This is a genomic window from Microbulbifer sp. ABM4_008, assembly GCF_056311705.1.
Window position 1 is genome coordinate 658,795 of sequence record NZ_CM149970.1, and the last position, 17,086, is coordinate 675,880.

The window sequence follows — 17,086 nt, forward strand, 5'->3', positions numbered from 1 at the left end:
CCCGATTTGGGCCGGTGCCGCGAAGCTGAATCGCGCAGCGTGAGCCTACTAAAAAGCTGGCGGCAACCGTCGGCCACTTTGTGAGAATCACGCGTGAACAGATTTTTAAAGCGAGATGAAGCTGCGATGTTTCATCTCGCTTTTTTATGCGCGCACCAGTCAGGAGCCCGCGTGCTCCGAAGCCCGCAAACCCCGCCCGGAAGCAGTTCTGAAGATTGGAGTTCAATTTGACTAAAGCTGTCCCTACGTCGGAGGCTTTCATGCCCCACAACTTTATGCAGAGTACAACTCCCGCGCTGCTGGTGCTCGCAGATGGTAGTGTCTTTGAAGGACGCGCAATCGGTGCCCATGGCAGTTCTGTTGGCGAGGTCGTGTTCAACACATCCATGACCGGCTACCAGGAGATCCTCACCGATCCCTCCTACGCCCGCCAGATTGTGACTCTGACCTACCCGCACATCGGCAATACTGGCACCAACCAGGAAGACGAAGAGTGCGCTGATATCTGGGCCGCCGGCCTGGTAATCCGCGACCTGCCGCTGCTGGCCAGCAGCTTCCGCAACGAGCAGTCCCTGGAGGACTACCTGCGCGAGCGCAATATCGTTGGTATCGCCGATATCGACACCCGTCGCCTGACGCGCCTGCTGCGCGACAAAGGTGCGCAGAGCGGTTGCATCGTTGCCGGTGATAATATCGACCGCGAAGAAGCCCTGGCCAAGGCCAAGGAATTTGCCGGTCTGAAAGGGATGGACCTGGCCAAGGTAGTGAGCACCAAGGAAGCCTACCCCTTTAGCGAAGGTACCTGGGAACTGGGCGAAGGCCACAAGGCCGCGCCGGAACAGCCCTTCAAAGTGGTGGCTTACGACTTCGGTGTGAAGCGCAATATCCTGCGTATGCTGGTGGATCGCGGCTGTGACATCACCGTAGTACCGGCGGAGACTCCGGCTTCCGAAGTACTGGCGATGAATCCCAACGGTGTATTCCTGTCCAATGGCCCCGGCGACCCCGAGCCCTGTGAATACGCGATCACCGCTATTCGCGAAATCCTGGACGCTGGCATCCCCACCTACGGCATCTGCCTGGGCCACCAGTTGTTGGGCCTGGCGGTGGGCGGTAAAACTGCCAAGATGAAGTTCGGTCACCACGGTGGTAACCACCCGGTACAAGACCTGAACAGCACCAAGGTGATGATCACCGCGCAGAACCACGGTTTCGAAGTGGACGCCGATAGCCTGCCGGACAATGTGGAAGTTACCCACAAGTCCCTGTTCGACGGTACCTTGCAGGGTATTCACCTGAAGGACAAGCCGGCCTTCAGCTTTCAGGGACACCCGGAAGCGAGCCCGGGCCCACACGATGTGGCGCCGTTGTTCGACCACTTTATCGATTTGATGAAAGAGCGCGCCTAAGGGCGTAGCCGCCCAGGGTAGGGCAATTAACCGCCGCTTTTGCGGCGGTTTTAAGGAGACTCTGAATAACGCCGTAATACCTCTGCGGGTCCTTGAAGGCTGCAGATGTTAGGCGCAGCTCGCCGCGAATGGCCATAGCCCTTGGCAAGAGCTGCAACGCAGCAGCTGTAGCCTTCAAGGACCGCCCTTCGGGGCTTGCAGAGCGATTCACACTCCGCGTTGCGACTTCTTGAAAGGTCTAGACATTCCTGCGAAGCCGCGCCTTGATTGTGAACCGCTCTGCAAGCCAGAGGCATCACGGAGTTGTTTAGAGTCTCCTTAACAAAAAACGAATGAAATTTAGCGCAGCCGGCCTTTGCCGGTAGTAGAACGGAAGAAAGATGCCAAAACGCACAGATATCCAAAGCATTCTGATTATCGGCGCAGGCCCCATCGTGATCGGCCAGGCGTGCGAATTTGACTACTCCGGCGCCCAGGCCTGTAAGGCGCTGCGCGAAGAGGGTTACCGGGTGATCCTGGTGAACTCCAACCCGGCCACCATCATGACCGACCCGGCCATGGCCGATGCCACTTACATCGAGCCGGTAGAGTGGCGCACGGTTGCCAAGATTATCGAGCAGGAGCGCCCCGACGCTATCCTGCCTACCATGGGCGGCCAGACTGCATTGAACTGCGCCCTGGACCTGGACAAGCACGGTGTCCTGAAGGAATTCAATGTCGAGTTGATCGGTGCGGACAAAGACGCTATCGAGAAAGCGGAAGACCGCGATCTGTTCGACAAGGCGATGAAGGCGATCGGCCTGGAAACTCCGCGCGCCAAGATCGTCCACTCCATGGAAGAGGCGAAGAAGGTGCCGGAAGAGTTTGGCTTCCCGGTAATTATCCGTCCGTCTTTCACCATGGGTGGTTCCGGTGGCGGTGTGGCCTACAACTGGCCGGAGTTTGAAGAGATCTGTAAGCGCGGTCTCGACCTCTCCCCCACCAACGAACTGCTGATCGACGAATCCCTGCTCGGCTGGAAAGAGTACGAGATGGAAGTGGTTCGCGATAAGAACGACAACTGCATCATCGTATGTTCCATCGAGAACTTCGACCCGATGGGCGTACACACCGGTGACTCCATCACCGTTGCCCCGGCGCAGACGCTGACCGACAAGGAATACCAGCTGATGCGCAATGCTTCTATCGCGGTACTGCGCGAGATCGGCGTTGAGACTGGCGGCTCCAACGTACAGTTCGGCGTTTGCCCGAAGACTGGCCGCGTAGTTGTGATCGAGATGAACCCCCGGGTATCCCGCTCCTCCGCACTGGCCTCCAAGGCCACCGGCTTCCCGATCGCCAAGGTCGCGGCCAAGCTGGCGGTGGGTTACACCCTGGACGAGTTGCAGAACGATATCACTGGCGGTGCTACCCCGGCGTCCTTCGAGCCGTCTATCGATTACGTTGTCACCAAGATCCCGCGCTTCACCTTTGAGAAATTCGGTGAAGCCGATGCGCGCCTGACCACCCAAATGAAGTCTGTGGGTGAAGTGATGGCGATCGGCCGCACCTTCCAGGAGTCCATGCAGAAAGCCCTACGTGGTCTGGAAGTGGGCAGCTTCGGCCTGGAAAGCAAGATTGACCCGAGCAAAGACGGCGCTGAGACCCGTCTGCGCAGCGAACTCTCCGTTCCGGGTGCCGAGCGCATCTGGTACGTGGGCGACGCCTTCCGTATGGGCATGAGCGTCGGCGAAGTTTACGACCTGTCCGGTATCGATCCCTGGTTCCTGGTACAGATTGAAGAGCTGATCAAAATCGAAGAGCCGCTCAAGTCACTGCCTACCTCGGCGCTGACTACTGAGCAAATGCGCTTCCTCAAGCGCAAAGGCTTCTCCGATCGCCGCCTGGCGGACCTGCTGGGGGTGAGCCAGAAGACTGTGCGCGAATTCCGTCACAAGCTGGGTGTATTCCCGTCTTACAAGCGCGTGGACACCTGTGCTGCTGAGTTCAGCACCTCTACTGCTTACATGTACTCCACCTACGATGAGGAGTGCGAAGCGCAGCCGTCTGACAAAAAGAAAATCATGGTACTCGGCGGTGGCCCCAACCGTATCGGCCAGGGCATCGAGTTCGACTACTGCTGTGTACACGCCGCACTGGCGATGCGCGAAGACGGTTACGAGACCATCATGGTCAACTGTAACCCGGAGACTGTTTCCACCGACTACGACACTTCCGACCGCCTCTACTTCGAGCCGGTAACCCTGGAAGACGTGCTGGAAATTGTTGCCAAAGAGAAGCCGGAAGGCGTGATCGTACAGTTCGGCGGCCAGACTCCGCTGAACCTGGCGCGCTACCTGGCCAACGAAGGTGTGCCGATTATCGGTACCACCCCAGAGCAAATCGACCGCGCTGAAGACCGCGAGCGCTTCCAACAGATGATTATGCGTCTCGGCCTCAAGCAGCCGAAGAACGCTATCGTGCGCTCTGTCTCCGAAGCCATCCAGGCGGCGAAAGACGTGGGCTACCCGCTGGTTGTGCGCCCGTCATACGTACTGGGCGGCCGCGCGATGGAGATCGTCTACAAAGAAGACGAGCTACTCACTTATATGAAAGAAGCGGTACAGGTTTCCGACGAAGCGCCGGTACTGCTGGATCACTTCCTCAACGCCGCCATTGAGGTGGATATCGATGCGGTATCCGATGGCCAGGACGTTGTGATCGGCGCCATTATGCAGCACATTGAACAGTGTGGTGTTCACTCCGGTGACTCCGCCTGCTCCCTGCCGCCTTACAGCCTGCCGGCGGATGTGCAGGACCGTATGCGCGAAGAAGTGAAAGCCATGGCCCGCGAGCTGGGCGTAGTTGGCTTGATGAACACCCAGCTGGCCTACCAGGATGGCGAGATCTACGTGATTGAGGTGAACCCGCGCGCTTCCCGTACCGTACCTTTCGTCTCCAAGTGCATCGGCACTTCACTGGCGAAAGTGGCTGCGCGCTGTCAGGCGGGTATCAGCCTGCAGGAACAGGGCTTTACCGAAGAGATCGTACCGGACTACTACTCCGTTAAAGAGTCTGTATTCCCGTTCAACAAGTTCCCGAAAGTGGACCCGATTCTCGGCCCCGAGATGAAATCCACCGGTGAAGTGATGGGCGTAGGCGCTACCTTCGCAGAGGCCTTCGACAAGGGCCTGGTTGCCGCAGGCGACCGCCTGCCGGAGTCCGGACGCGCATTTATCTCTGTGCGTGACTTCGACAAGGCCGACGCAGTGGGCGTAGCTCGCGATCTGGTGGAGCTTGGCTTCGAAGTAATTGCCAGCCGCGGCACCGCCAAGGTCTTGCAAGAAAACAATATTCCCGTTACAACCGTCAACAAGATGAGTGAAGGTCGCCCGCATATCGTCGATATGATTAAGAACGACGAGATTGCACTGGTAGTGAACACTACCGAAGGGCGCCAGGCGATTCGCGACTCTGCGGATATCCGTCGCAGTGCCGAGAACCACCAGGTGTGTTACACCACCACCCTGGCGGCGGCCCAGGCCATGGCGATGGCCATGCGTCAGGAGCAGCCGCTACAGGTTCGCCGCCTGCAAGACCTTCACCAGCGTGTCGTAAAGCTGTCTTAATAGCTTTAAAACCAACTTGTGAAATCCAACCGGGCCCCGTGATCTCACTGGGCCCGGTTTCGTCGTAACAATAATGGAGGTCCCACATTGAACCGGGTACCAATGACCGTTGAAGGCGCAGAAGCGCTGCGCTCAGAGCTGGACAATCTGAAAAAAGTTGAACGCCCTACCGTTGTACAGGCGATTGCTGAAGCGCGCGAACACGGTGATTTGAAGGAAAATGCCGAATACCACGCGGCGCGGGAAAAGCAGGGCTTTATCGAAGGCCGTATCCAGGAAATCGAAAGCAAGCTTTCCCACTCTCTGGTCATTGATGTGAAAAGCATCGAGCCCAGTGACAAGGTAATTTTCGGTACTACGGTAACGATTATTCACCTGGATGACGATAAGGAAGTCACATACAAAATTGTGGGTGACGACGAGGCCGATGTTAAAAAGCACAAGATCTCGGTGAACTCCCCGATTGCCCGCGCGTTGATCGGCAAGGAAGTGGGTGATGTGGTGGTAGTCCAAACACCTTCCGGTGCGGTGGAGTACGAAATCGATGCGGTTGAGCACCTGTAAATTACAGGTGATAAAAAAGGGCGGCCATGGGCCGCCCTTTTTTTTCTTGTTATTGCCAAACGTAACTTTGGTTAGCATGGCCAGACTGCATTACTGTGGCAGTTTCATAGAGGCCGAACTGTCCCACCAGGCTATTGTTGTTGTGCCCTGATTGGCGCGCCGAAGCGGTGTGTCCAGAACCGATCTGTCCCAGGTACACATCATTGTGGTGGCCTCTCTGGCGGGCGCGTGCACTGTGGTCATACCCAGCCTGGGAAATATCCGCTTCCTGGTTGTGGCCACGCTGACGCATACGGGCGTAGTGATCACCACCTACCTGACGAATATCACCATCATTGGATTCACCGGACTGGCGCATGCCGGCATCGTGGCCAAAGCCGCTCTGGAAGGTATCTGCGTTGTGCAGTTCTCCTCTCTGGCGAATAACGGTCTCAGAACCAACGCTAACAACCTGGGTGGCGGTTGCCGTGTTGTGGCTGTCCATCTGGCTAATCATCACCATGTTGCCAGCACCTGCAAACTGATAGGTGAGGGCGTAGTGGTTGTCCCCAGATTGCTGATGGGCGGAGTAACTGCCCAGCTGTCCAATCTGATAGGTCTCAGACACGTTGGTGTTGCCGGACTGGAAGCTGAACGACTCGTTGCCGGCACCGCCGCTTTGCAGCAACTCCGCTGAATGGTGATCACCTTCCTGGTACTGGTACCCATAGCTGCCGAGTTCAATGCTATGAGTGATCTCTGCATCATTGCTATGGCCATGCTGTTCCTGCATAGCGTTGTTATCCCAGGTCAGCGGCCCGGTCTGATCGATAGTGGCATTGTTGTGGCCGCCATTCTGGTCCTGAGTGGCAGTGTTGCCGCCCGCATAAGCGGTTCCACTGATGGCCAGGGTTAGGGCTACAGCGATAGGGGTCAATGTCTTCATGAGTGTCTCCATTACTACAAACTTCAATGAGCATCACATGGTGAAATACCAGCCTAAATGGCTGAAAGGGGGTGGCACGTCATCCTGCGCCGAGGGTTTTACAGCAGGTGCACCTAGCCGGAGGGGTAGGTATCACTGTAAAGAGGGGGAGCAGCGTTGCCGCAAAGGCATTGCCGCCAGTCAAACAGGTAAGCGGGAGAGTAGGACTGATACATTTTGATGGCTTCCCTGATACTGCTTAGGAGTCCAAAATTTCGTTCCGTCCTCAATATTCTTGCTGGGAATTGAGGCAGTCGCTATAGGAGAGAAGTTGTAAATCCTTGAGAAGAAAGTTCTATTGCAGAGTTCTAATTTCACTTTTCTCTCTCTATAGCTTTTGCCTGTGGCTATGAATAGAGCGGGGATTTAAGTCGGATTTTTTGATTGGCAATTTTGCTGCGAGCCTATTTACTGAGAAATATGACTGCTGTTGGAAATGCCGATCTGTAGGGTGTTGCTGGATGCTCCCGCTCTCATCTGATTGGCTTGGACTTGGTTAAATAGGCCAATCTGGGTGCTACTGGCCATTTGATTTAGACCTAGTTGAGAAAATGAAACGTTATTTTCCAGCCCAATTTGGCTTGATTGATTGGTATTGCCAACACCAGCTTGCAAAGAATTTGCTGAATTTAACAACCCTTCCTGTGAAGCTGACGATGAATTCCCCGTGCCCAGCTGCTCCATTTCGGAAAAGTTAAGTGCGCCTGTCTGGGTAATTGAAGATTCATGAGCGATGCCGGTTTGCTCACTGACACCTAAATTAAGCAAACCCGCCTGTGAGATTGAGGCATTACCGGTAAAACTGAATACTTGTGCCACGGCGGCGACATTGGCTCTATCTGTCTGCTCAATATTGACGCTGTTATTGGCCCCGGAAATTTGTACCGTGGTGGCAACCTGTCCCTGGCCATCCTGAGTATGCAGGGAGAAACCGTTTATTTGGTTAACTTGCCGGGTAAGCGATCTGCTATTAGAGCCAATCTGTACGCTCTGTCCCGCATTGTCGCTACCAGTAGATTGGGAGACTCTGGAAAAATGATTGCGGCCAGTTTGAAATTGGGAAATTGTGCTGTTGATTTCTATGGATTGAATGCCGGTGGCGTCATTAAAAAAGCCAATTTGCTCTTGCAGGATTAAGTTGCCCTCATTAAGCGGAAACCTCTGGTTGGCAACGGCATTGTTGCCAATACCAACCTGTATCTGCTCTACGGTTTGGTCATTCCCAAAGGCGGAATTGACGGAAAGAAATGCGATAAATGTGACTACCGGCGAATAAATAACTTTTTTCACGAATACCTCCACGACTACATAACAAGGAGCATGAAAATTACGGTTTTAAAGTGCGGCGTCGGCGGGAAAACATAGAGAAATTACTACTGGAAATTAAATTCCGGACAGTAATTATTAAGAGCGCTAAAAGCGAATTGACCCAACTACCGCTATTTTCATTGTTGATGGCGGTATAGTAAGTTTCTATAGGGCTTTATTCTCAATTTAATGAGAAATAAGTATCAAGAAATGAGTGCTTTTACCTCAGGAATCCAGTCGGAATAAGTTGACCTTACTCCGACTGGTAATAACTTCGTTACTGTAAAACCACTGCCGTATTACCGGTACCGGTTTGGGTAATATTGGCAGATTGGGAGAAACCATTTTGAATCACAGTTGCGTCATTCATACTGCCAGACTGATTGACGATCACCATATGGCCACCGCCTAATCCACCATTCCCGGCCTGCATAATATTGGCGGAATTTAAGTAGCCATCTTGAGTGACGTAGGCACTGTTATACCAGGATACTTGCACGATGGTGGCCATGTTGCCCTCGCCATCCTGATAGAGGTCCAATTCGTTGTACATATCGGACTGGGCGACATCTGCGCTGTTGGCGGCGCCGATCTGTTGGATACTGGCGTAGTGCCCGGTGCCTTCCTGGCTGATTATGGCTTCATGGCTTGAGCCTTGCTGGAATATCAACGCATCAGAATTAAAGCTCGCGTATTGACCAATCAAGGCACCATGCATCTCACCCATTTGCTCTATAACAGAGACGTTATCGCTACCGAGATGTTGTTGGATTTCTGCTTCATTACCCGATCCCACCTGCCGTATTGTTGATTGCCCATGCTGTGTGGCCAATTGGTAACTATTGGCACGATTATTAGAGCCCGATTGGAATATTTCTACGCTATTTGCGATCCCATCCATTTGCAGGCTATAGGCGTCGTTGAGGCTGCCTTCTTGTATTTGGATAATTGAGCTTTCAATTTCGTTTTGCTGTACGGCCTCTGCAATATGAGCAGAGCCGTCCTGACTGATCTCCAGGTGATTATCGATAGCGCTTGGGTCAGTTTGATCCGCTACAGCTGAGTTACTGGAGCCACTTTGGGTGATTAATGTAGTATTTTCTGCAGCATAACCCAAGCTGGTGGCAGATATCGCCAATACCAGTGGAATTACGGTAATCTTCTGCACGGCTAACTCCTGTGTATTACCGTCTAGTGGTAAATCCGGTCGTTAAAACTTTTGCCTGTGATACCTGTGAAGTGAGTAACGTCAAAATGTGAGAAATCGTTTACATGGAAAACTGTAGACGAAGAATTTTGAAACCACTGCTACGTAAGAAAATATTGATGCAGTATTTTTATCAGGTAAGGAAAGAATGCCATTCTTTGGGTAGCTTTGTGAGTGACTCATAAATTAAAGCTGGCATTGAAAAATGCATTCTTTCCTCTATCCATATTGAAAATATAATAACTTTCAGCCGGAACGAATATGCCGCTACTGCATGATAAATCCTTGGTTTAACACACCATTCTGAATGCCAATAGCCGTTTGATTGTCGATGCTTTGGGTAATAGTATGAAGGTTAGTTGTTCCTATCTGGGTACTGCTTGCAGTTTGCATTGCTCCAGCTTGATCCACGATGGACATATTGCCAGTACCATCTTGTAGCGTAGAAACCAACAAAATATCTCCCGTCTGGGTCTGGGTACTAATGTTACCATCTCCTATCTGGGTACTTGTTGCTACCAGGATGTCACCCGTTTGTATAGAAAAATAAGTATTCAGATTGCCCGTTTGCGAGGAGGTCAATAGATTATCAAACCCTGTTTGTTCGGCATCTGCGCTATTTTGATCACCCGTTTGAGACACATTTAGGCTGTTAAACGTGGTGGTAGTTTGAGTCACTAACATCTGGTTATCAAAACCAGACTGATAGAGGTTGACGGTATCGAAACTACTGTCTGTTTGGGAGAAAATGATGTCATTTGCAGAATTGAACTGAGAAATGTCAACAAAGCTGGAAGAAGTACTGTCCTGTAAAGTAGAGGCGAAATTTCCAGCGCCCTCCTGATAGATATTTACCTCTGCATCATCTGAGAAATTAGTTTGAGTCGAGTCAGCTTCATTCCCCAGTGTTACCTGTTCATGTCTGATGATACTCAAGTTGGTTGAAGTGTCTTGCAGGCTATTGCTAACCTGTGCTTCATCTGCCTGAATAACCTCAATAAAATTGTTAGTTGCTGTTGGGTCTACTTGGTTTGCAGTTACCTGGTGATTGTTACCCGTTTGTTCCACGGTAGTTGTATTTCCATCCGCATAAGTAATTGACCCGACAAGGCATAGACTGATGCCCACGGAAATTGGTGTATGGATTCGCATCGATATCTCCGATTGAAGGTAAGGTGGATTTTTCTTATCCCCATGATTTCAGTTGCGGTGAAGCATCAAGCCTAGGAAGGACAAAAGACTCCATAGATAGGGTATGGCATTTATTGCGCAAGGAGTTTGGCACACCTTGTTTTATTGCTATCCCTAATAGGTATTATCTCTGGAGTACCTGACAATACCCTGATGCTGGTATGAGTTTTATCGTAAGCCTCAAATATTGCTATGGGAAGTTAGTGCCTAAAAAATAGGAATATTTTCTTTGTTGTTGTTTTTTACGCTAGAGCACTAAGGTTGCTGGATAAGTGGACTTAAATGAAATTCAGTTAGGGGCTCGATAGGGCGACCCTTGTTTAAAGCCCTAATCAGGGTTGCTTAAAAATAAATCCCATATTATTACTGTTTTGGGTAGTATTAAATGTGTAGGGGTCTCCAATTTTAATTTTGGCAGCTGGATTTTTCGCAGCAATGAGATCGCCCTGGTCTACTGTAGCGTGCCATTTTTGGTAAGCTGAGTCGGGAGAGGTTTGGATTTTGTGGGGCTGATTCTACGTGTATATAGGGGTTAATACTTGTTTAGCACAATATAAACCGATAAATTTTTTCAGATAAAAAGGCCGGCTTTAAAAGTCGGCCTTAATTTTGGCTACTGAATAATAATTGCCATGTTGAAATCACCTACTTGAGCAGGCGCTGCTGCATTAAGATCCGTAGACTGAGTAACGGTAATTGTATTGAAGTTGCCAAGTTGTGATGCCGTAGTGGTGTTAAAGTCACCAGGCTGCGTCACAGTTAAGTTATTGAACGTGCCGTCCTGGGCTGCTGATGAAAAGTTATCGAAACCTACCTGCGTAACAACAGCTACGTTAGACGTCCCTACCTGTGCGGTGACAGCCCAGTGATCACCACCACTTTGATTGTGTACCAAAGTCTGGCCAGTACCGCTCTGGAAACCTTCACTATAATTGCCGTCGTCAGATTGGCTGAAGAAGATGGTGTTGAAAGAGCCATCCTGGAAGGAGAGTGTTGTACTGTTACTGGCCAAGACTTGCTGATGGGCGACTACATTGGTGTCTCCCGCTTGAATCATCGTCATGCTACTTGATGTGGTGCCACTTTGTGTCGCTGAAGCAGTGCCATTAGTACCTGTTTGACTAATAACCGCTGAGTTTAATGATGTAGCGGTTTGTATGCCTGCAGCAACATTACCATCGCCGGACTGATTAATGACTAGAGTATCATTTGCACTAGTGGTCTGAGCGGTAGTTGCAAGTTGTGATCCACCACTTTGGGTAATAGTTGCAACACTGGTGTCTACAAAACTCTGGACCGTTGTAGCAATCTGTCCATCATCTATTTGCGTGATAGTAGCGACAGGAACATTAGAATCATTTTGAAAAGACTCCGCAAAGTTCAAGTCTCCTACTTGAGTTTGAGTAATTACTCCTAAGTTATTACTACTGGTTTGCTCTGCGTAAACCTCATTGTTGTCACCAGTTTGAGTCTGGGTGATCAGGTTATTAGTTACCGTCGGATCACTCTGATCAGCGGTTGCCATGTTACCAGTACCGTTCTGATTGAGAATGGCGGTATTGTTCGATGCGAAGGCTCCGGTGCTGGCGATCGCCAGAAGAACACTGGCGGCAATAGGTGTGTACTTGGTCATCTGTAACTCCATATAGATGTCAAATATCGCTGTACAGCTTTTACAAACAAAAAGAAAACAGCATCATTTGATATTGGAAGAGTCTCATCCTCAGGCATATTACAACCGTGCCAGAAGTATGTGAGGAAACTGGGATGAACCCGACTGCTTAATAACCTTCACATTCCTTGTGAAACCTAGCAATACCATTTAAACAGCAGCTTGATGCTGATTAGAGTTTTGTCGTCTTCTGGAGTTACAGCCATAGGACGGAAGTGCCGAAACCTTAGGAATAAAGTTCTTTTTTGAACTAGCTATGGCAAATAATGCCAGCTGATTTGGGGGGTGGCATTAAATGCATGAAATGGTTGTTTCATGGGAATTTAGGGCTAGTAATAATAATTGAAGCTTGCACTTAGCCCACCAAGTTGAAAATAGGCCGGCCAATTAAGCCGGCCTACCCCCTTTACTATTGAATGATAATTGCCATGTTGAAATCACCTACCTGTGTAGGTGTAGCCATGTTGGTATCGGTTGCCTGAGTTACGGCAATAACGTTGTTATTACCGGTCTGCGAGGCGACAGTGGTATTGAAATCTCCTGGCTGGGTAACGGTCAAGCTATTGAACGTTCCATCCTGGTAGCCTTCAGAATAGTTATCAAAGCCTGTCTGGGAGATCACGCCAATATTGGTGGTGCCCACTTGCTCAGTATAAGCCCAGTGATCATCTCCAACTTGAATGTGAGTCAAGCCCTGAGTAGTACCATTTTGGAAGCCCTCGCTGTAGTTCCCATCACCTGCTGTCTGTGATGTAGTGAATGTGTTGGAAGTGCCATCCTGGAAGGAAACAGAGGTACTGTTGGTGGCCAAAGTTTGAATGTGTATTACAGAGTTTGTGGTACCTGCCTGGGTAGCGTTAACAGTGCTCGAGGTACTGGAAGTTTGAGTAGAAGTTGCAGTATTGGTGGTTCCTGTTTGGGTTAAGAGTGCGGTGTTAAATGAACCGTTAGTTTGGATAACATTACCTACATTGCCGTCGCCAGACTGAGTCACTACAGCATTATCATTTGTACTGGAAACTTGAGTTACTGCTGCTACTTGCGGACTACCACTTTGGGTGACAGTAGCAACGCTGGTATCTACAAAACTTTGTGTAGTTGTTGCAAAGTGACCGTCGTTGATTTGGGTGATAGTAACAATCGCAGTGCTGGAATCATTCTGGAAGGACTCTGCGTCATTCATATCCCCGACTTGAGTCTGGGTAATTACACCGGAATCATTAAAGCTGGTTTGCTCTGCATAAACTACGTTGTTGTCACCGGTTTGGTTTTGTGTGATCAGGTTGTTGGATACAGTGGCATCACTCTGATCAGCCGTGGCCATATTGCCAGTGCCATTTTGGTTGAGAATGGCGGTATTGTTGGCCGCGAGGGCTCCGGTACTGGCGATCGCCAGAAGAACACTGGCGGCAATAGGTGTGTACTTAGTCATCAGTAACTCCATAGGGATGTCAAATATAGCTGTACAGCTTTTTGCAAATAAAAAGAATTCAGCACCATTAGATATTGGGAGTGTTTTGTCTCAGGACACGATACGGCTGTGCCAGGCGTATGTGAGTTATCTGGAGTGAAACCGACTGCTTCTAACCTTCATATTCCTTGTGAAACATCTAGCAATATCATTTTTAACAGCAGCTTGATGCTGAATAGAGTTTTGTCGTCTTTGGGTGTTGCGGCTATAGGGCAGAAGTCTCGAAACTTTAGGAAGAAAGTTCTTTTTTTCAGGTGGGGTGATAAAGCTTGTCAGAAAATTCTTTTATACGGCGCGAGGTTCAAATAATTACATTTCTGATAAATTTTCTAAGTTGCTGTAATCATTATTGTCACTTAATAAGCTTACATGAATTGAAGTAAAGAAGTCCAATCAGATGAAGGGAAACCAGAGAAGTATTATTATTTATTAGTCATATTGGCTAATATACGTTGTTGTAGCAGTTCCGCTAACAGTGACCGAAGTGTGAAGGCCATTCCCACTTTGGTAAATATTGACGTTATGAAAACTGCCAATCTCTTCCACATGGGCACTATTTTGTATTCCAAATTGGGATATACCCGCGGTATTGCCAACTCCATACTGGTCGATATCTATAAAATTCTCAAAGCCTATTTGTATCAACATTGAATAGTTGTAATTCCCGACCTGACTCGATGTGATAATATTATCCTCACCAGATTGGGTGACCGATAAACTATTTCTATTGCCGTCCTGGTGAGCAGAAGTGTAGTTGTTACTACCTGATTGGCGGGTATGTATGTTGTTGTTTCCACCTTCCTGGTTGATTACGGTTAAATTTGTGACGGAGTAAAGATTGGCTGCGCTTAATTCGCTCGCAACAGCCAATTCACTGCTGGAATCCAAGTCTGAGCAATGGCCTAAACCCGGAAGGTTAACAACAGCCATTGCTAGGGTGGCAGAAAAAATAATTCTGAATTTATGGTACATCTTTCCAAGTATCCCAATTTTAAGCCGGGCTTAAAAATCTAATTTGTCAGTCATTGATTCTACATAATGACAGTGCTGTCATTGAGGTAGTACTGCAATATCGGATTTTCAATCTCATCCGGATTGGCAAGTGCCCAAGAGTTGTGCACGATGCCTTCACTGATCAAATGAATCACAGCAGATTCCATCGCTGAAAGCATAGCAAGCTGTGCGGGTTCGTTATAAGTAGTACCAGCTTCTAATTCCAACAGGCGCCGATATTTTACGTAGCGAAATACATCGGCACTGATTGCCTTGGAGTAGACAGTTTTAGAAGTCAATACAGAGTGGAGCACCCGTCCGGAACGAATGTCTATGGCCCGCAAATTCACTGTTACCTGATCCACGCGATACTGCTCATCTGCGCCAATACCAAAGTAGCGAGCACCTGCACCACCGGTTTGAATATTTTGGTCGTAGGCAACGATACCGCCTTCTAATAAGACATTTGCAGCCACAAGTGTGGGAAGTGGCACACTGTTATTGACGGGAATATCCGGCTTGGTTAATCCTGCACGGATAATCTTCCGCTCTGTCAGCAGATTTTGCAGCCCTTCACGTTCCAACGGGATAAACCAGCCGGACTCATTGAGTACGTCCATCAGCATGGCCGCGCCACCTTGGGTGACTGCGGTAGAGAAACTGCTGTTTGGTGCGGGTTTGTACTGGCCAGTCTGATCGCGGAAACCGTATACCGCCACCAATATTTTACCCTTCGGTTGCGGAAGGTTGATCAGGTCCCGATAGGTGTTTTTCCTCGGGGTGAGCATTGCATCTGTTATGCCCGGACCAAAAAGTGCATCGCCCACATCTTTGACCGCGGAACAACTACTTAGCGTCATTAATGTCGCTACGATGGGCAAAGCTATCACTTTTTTTATTGCATTACGCATTGCCAAAGAATCCTTTGAAATTTAAACGTTCGTTAGTTTGTCGGGTTTAGCCCGCTTACAACGATTTCGCTTTTATCTCCGGTACTGCGGTCGGTGATAAGTACTGTCAGGACACCATCGTTATCAACGATTTGTACGATAAAGTCGTCTGTAATCAGTTCTCCACTATTACCATCACCAACATCGGTTAGAAGTTGGTTTAGCAGGCGGGTTTCCAGCGAGTCGCTGAACCTATCCAGAGCACTGGGTTGTTCATAGAGGCTGTCTGGTTTATCCGGATCTTCGTGAGTATCTTGTGACTGCGCATTTTGCAGAAGGTAAGTACCATTGAGTGGGTTGCCACCAAAATTGGGGTTTACCGGTTCATAGATTAATTCGGTGGCCGAGACGTGATGATATGAGAACGCCGCCAGAGAAAAAAAAGCGGTACCCAGTAATGATTTGATCTTCATTAGAATTCATCCTTACCCAAATCAAAGGTGTCTGTGAGTGAGCTGCGAACACGCGCTTGCAGTACTTCCTGGTGAATATATTGCGCGGCCTCATCGGCCAAGCGATGAATATTATTGGTGCTTGGACTGATAAAACGCCTGAAAACAATTTTGTCGTTATAGGTAACCCAGATGAGATTTCCCCAACGTGCTGAGGGTCTTTCGTAAATAGTTAAGTTGTAAGTGGCATCTGGATAATTAAGGTTTCTGTATTCGCTCATATAGCGGGCAAAATCGTGCCCGGTACGGGTTATTGTTCGATCAATATTGAATCCACTGATTTCGTCTTCGAGTTTTCCAGAATCGGTATCTGCTGGAGGGACCTCTGTGTCATCCTGGCCAAAGGCCAAGGATGCACACAGTGTCAACATCAACAGGGTTAGTCTCATATCCTCTCTTCCTGGAGATTGAGCTTGGCCCAATTACTGGCCTGCAGCCGGTTTTTAACTCCAATTTTTCGGAAAATGTTATACATGTGATTTTTCACAGTGTGTTCGCTAAGGTGCAATTTTGTTGCGATCACACTGTTAGGTTCACCGGTAGTGAGTTGTCCGAGTATTTCCTGTTCCCTGCGGGTAAGAGGGAGGGAGTTTTGTGGGCTGATATGTTGTCGCCCCTCGGCACTGTGAATCGCGGTATCCAATTTGTGAATAAGGTTTTCCTGACTGGTATTGCTATCACAAAGTAGGTGAAAACCTTTCTGGCGTAACTTTTCCGATATATGAATGGGTAGGTTGGCTGGGAGATTAATCAGTAAAGCTTTTGCATGACTAATCTTCTTTAGATCTGAAAGAAACTGCTTTGAGTCAGAGCTCACACCAATTTGCCAGCAATCTATCACGATAGCCTGATAATGCTGCAGGCAGTTTTTTTGTTTTCCAATGCTAGATTTTTCCCAGGGTATGGGAATAGCTTGTGAAAACAGTGAAAATAATAGATCGCCTTGAAGGCCGGAGTTGCTAAAAAAAAGAACCGGCATATACCTCGTACCTCTCCTTGATACAGATAGATCTCTCTTAAAATAAGAGTTTGACCTTCCATCGACTCCTGTCGTTTAGGTTCCCAAAATTACCCCACGTTATCTGCCATGACGACGTGGGAGTCAGCGTAAAATTGTTTCTGCCGTGTTAGGGAAAAACACTCACTCAATGAGAATTTAGTTTGGAGTGTAGACGTAGGAGGGGTAAGGCTTAGGAAAAAATGTGCCTTATTTATGGGGTTTGAATATTTTTGGTTTGGTTTGGTTGTGGTTTTTAAGTTTGGAAATGTATTGTTTTTCTCAGTCAAAGTTTTGAAA

14 protein-coding genes are annotated in these 17,086 nt (G+C 49.1%); 3 read left to right on the forward strand and 11 right to left on the reverse strand.

Going from position 1 to position 17,086, the window contains the following annotated elements; genetic code table 11:
• Positions 1-260 precede the first annotated feature (260 nt).
• The 3 genes from carA (at position 261) to greA (ending at position 5,581) form a co-directional block, all read left to right on the forward strand.
• Positions 261-1,409 (forward strand): glutamine-hydrolyzing carbamoyl-phosphate synthase small subunit, encoded by a 1,149-nt coding sequence (gene carA / locus ACYX4J_RS02860; RefSeq protein ID WP_282931318.1) that lies wholly within the window; start codon positions 261-263, stop codon positions 1,407-1,409.
• Positions 1,410-1,789: 380 nt separating this feature from the next.
• On the forward strand, positions 1,790-5,017 hold the full coding sequence (gene carB / locus ACYX4J_RS02865) for a carbamoyl-phosphate synthase large subunit (RefSeq protein WP_444925862.1): 3,228 nt from the start codon (positions 1,790-1,792) through the stop codon (positions 5,015-5,017).
• A gap of 87 nt (positions 5,018-5,104) precedes the next feature.
• Entirely contained in the window at positions 5,105-5,581 is a 477-nt protein-coding gene (gene greA / locus ACYX4J_RS02870) for a transcription elongation factor GreA (protein ID WP_413663270.1), read from the forward strand.
• A gap of 49 nt (positions 5,582-5,630) precedes the next feature.
• Here the strand turns inward: greA and ACYX4J_RS02875 are convergent, their stop codons facing one another.
• From ACYX4J_RS02875 to ACYX4J_RS02925, 11 genes are all read right to left on the reverse strand, one after another.
• Positions 5,631-6,506 (reverse strand): hypothetical protein, encoded by an 876-nt coding sequence (locus ACYX4J_RS02875; protein ID WP_475711914.1) that lies wholly within the window; start codon positions 6,504-6,506, stop codon positions 5,631-5,633.
• Between the two features lie 447 nt (positions 6,507-6,953).
• Complete coding sequence (locus ACYX4J_RS02880) at positions 6,954-7,835, reverse strand: hypothetical protein (protein WP_476177857.1); 882 nt, start codon at positions 7,833-7,835, stop codon at positions 6,954-6,956.
• A 295-nt stretch (positions 7,836-8,130) separates the two neighbouring features.
• Positions 8,131-9,021, reverse strand: coding sequence for a hypothetical protein (locus tag ACYX4J_RS02885; RefSeq protein WP_476177858.1), 891 nt, complete (start codon positions 9,019-9,021; stop codon positions 8,131-8,133).
• Positions 9,022-9,327: 306 nt separating this feature from the next.
• A complete protein-coding gene (locus ACYX4J_RS02890) occupies positions 9,328-10,212 on the reverse strand; it encodes a hypothetical protein (RefSeq protein WP_476177859.1) in 885 nt (294 codons plus the stop codon).
• A 652-nt stretch (positions 10,213-10,864) separates the two neighbouring features.
• On the reverse strand, positions 10,865-11,884 hold the full coding sequence (locus ACYX4J_RS02895; protein WP_444896140.1) for a hypothetical protein: 1,020 nt from the start codon (positions 11,882-11,884) through the stop codon (positions 10,865-10,867).
• 448 nt (positions 11,885-12,332) lie between these two features.
• Positions 12,333-13,355 (reverse strand): hypothetical protein, encoded by a 1,023-nt coding sequence (locus tag ACYX4J_RS02900; protein WP_476177860.1) that lies wholly within the window; start codon positions 13,353-13,355, stop codon positions 12,333-12,335.
• Between the two features lie 468 nt (positions 13,356-13,823).
• A complete protein-coding gene (locus ACYX4J_RS02905; RefSeq protein ID WP_476177861.1) occupies positions 13,824-14,366 on the reverse strand; it encodes a hypothetical protein in 543 nt (180 codons plus the stop codon).
• A 59-nt stretch (positions 14,367-14,425) separates the two neighbouring features.
• Positions 14,426-15,298 carry a CsgG/HfaB family protein gene (locus ACYX4J_RS02910; RefSeq protein WP_413663259.1) on the reverse strand — a complete coding sequence of 291 codons (873 nt, stop codon included), beginning with the start codon at positions 15,296-15,298 and terminating at the stop codon, positions 14,426-14,428.
• 32 nt (positions 15,299-15,330) lie between these two features.
• Entirely contained in the window at positions 15,331-15,750 is a 420-nt protein-coding gene (locus tag ACYX4J_RS02915; protein ID WP_413663258.1) for a curli assembly protein CsgF, read from the reverse strand.
• Positions 15,750-16,178: a CsgE family curli-type amyloid fiber assembly protein gene (locus tag ACYX4J_RS02920; RefSeq protein WP_413663257.1), complete on the reverse strand. Its 429-nt coding sequence runs from the start codon at positions 16,176-16,178 to the stop codon at positions 15,750-15,752. The genes ACYX4J_RS02915 and ACYX4J_RS02920 overlap by 1 nt, the downstream gene beginning before the upstream one ends.
• A complete protein-coding gene (locus ACYX4J_RS02925; RefSeq protein ID WP_282931332.1) occupies positions 16,175-16,606 on the reverse strand; it encodes a response regulator transcription factor in 432 nt (143 codons plus the stop codon). Before ACYX4J_RS02925 ends, ACYX4J_RS02920 begins: the two co-directional genes overlap by 4 nt.
• Positions 16,607-17,086: the final 480 nt, after the last annotated feature.

Coding starts and splice junctions, on each gene's coding strand:
- ACYX4J_RS02895 (WP_444896140.1), bottom strand. CDS start 11,884: ATGACCAAGTACACACCTATTGCCGCCAGTGTTCTTCTGGCGATCGCC.
- ACYX4J_RS02910 (WP_413663259.1), bottom strand. CDS start 15,298: ATGCGTAATGCAATAAAAAAAGTGATAGCTTTGCCCATCGTAGCGACA.
- ACYX4J_RS02905 (WP_476177861.1), bottom strand. CDS start 14,366: ATGTACCATAAATTCAGAATTATTTTTTCTGCCACCCTAGCAATGGCT.
- carB (WP_444925862.1), top strand. CDS start 1,790: ATGCCAAAACGCACAGATATCCAAAGCATTCTGATTATCGGCGCAGGC.
- ACYX4J_RS02890 (WP_476177859.1), bottom strand. CDS start 10,212: ATGCGAATCCATACACCAATTTCCGTGGGCATCAGTCTATGCCTTGTC.
- ACYX4J_RS02920 (WP_413663257.1), bottom strand. CDS start 16,178: ATGAGACTAACCCTGTTGATGTTGACACTGTGTGCATCCTTGGCCTTT.
- carA (WP_282931318.1), top strand. CDS start 261: ATGCCCCACAACTTTATGCAGAGTACAACTCCCGCGCTGCTGGTGCTC.
- ACYX4J_RS02915 (WP_413663258.1), bottom strand. CDS start 15,750: ATGAAGATCAAATCATTACTGGGTACCGCTTTTTTTTCTCTGGCGGCG.
- ACYX4J_RS02900 (WP_476177860.1), bottom strand. CDS start 13,355: ATGACTAAGTACACACCTATTGCCGCCAGTGTTCTTCTGGCGATCGCC.
- ACYX4J_RS02875 (WP_475711914.1), bottom strand. CDS start 6,506: ATGAAGACATTGACCCCTATCGCTGTAGCCCTAACCCTGGCCATCAGT.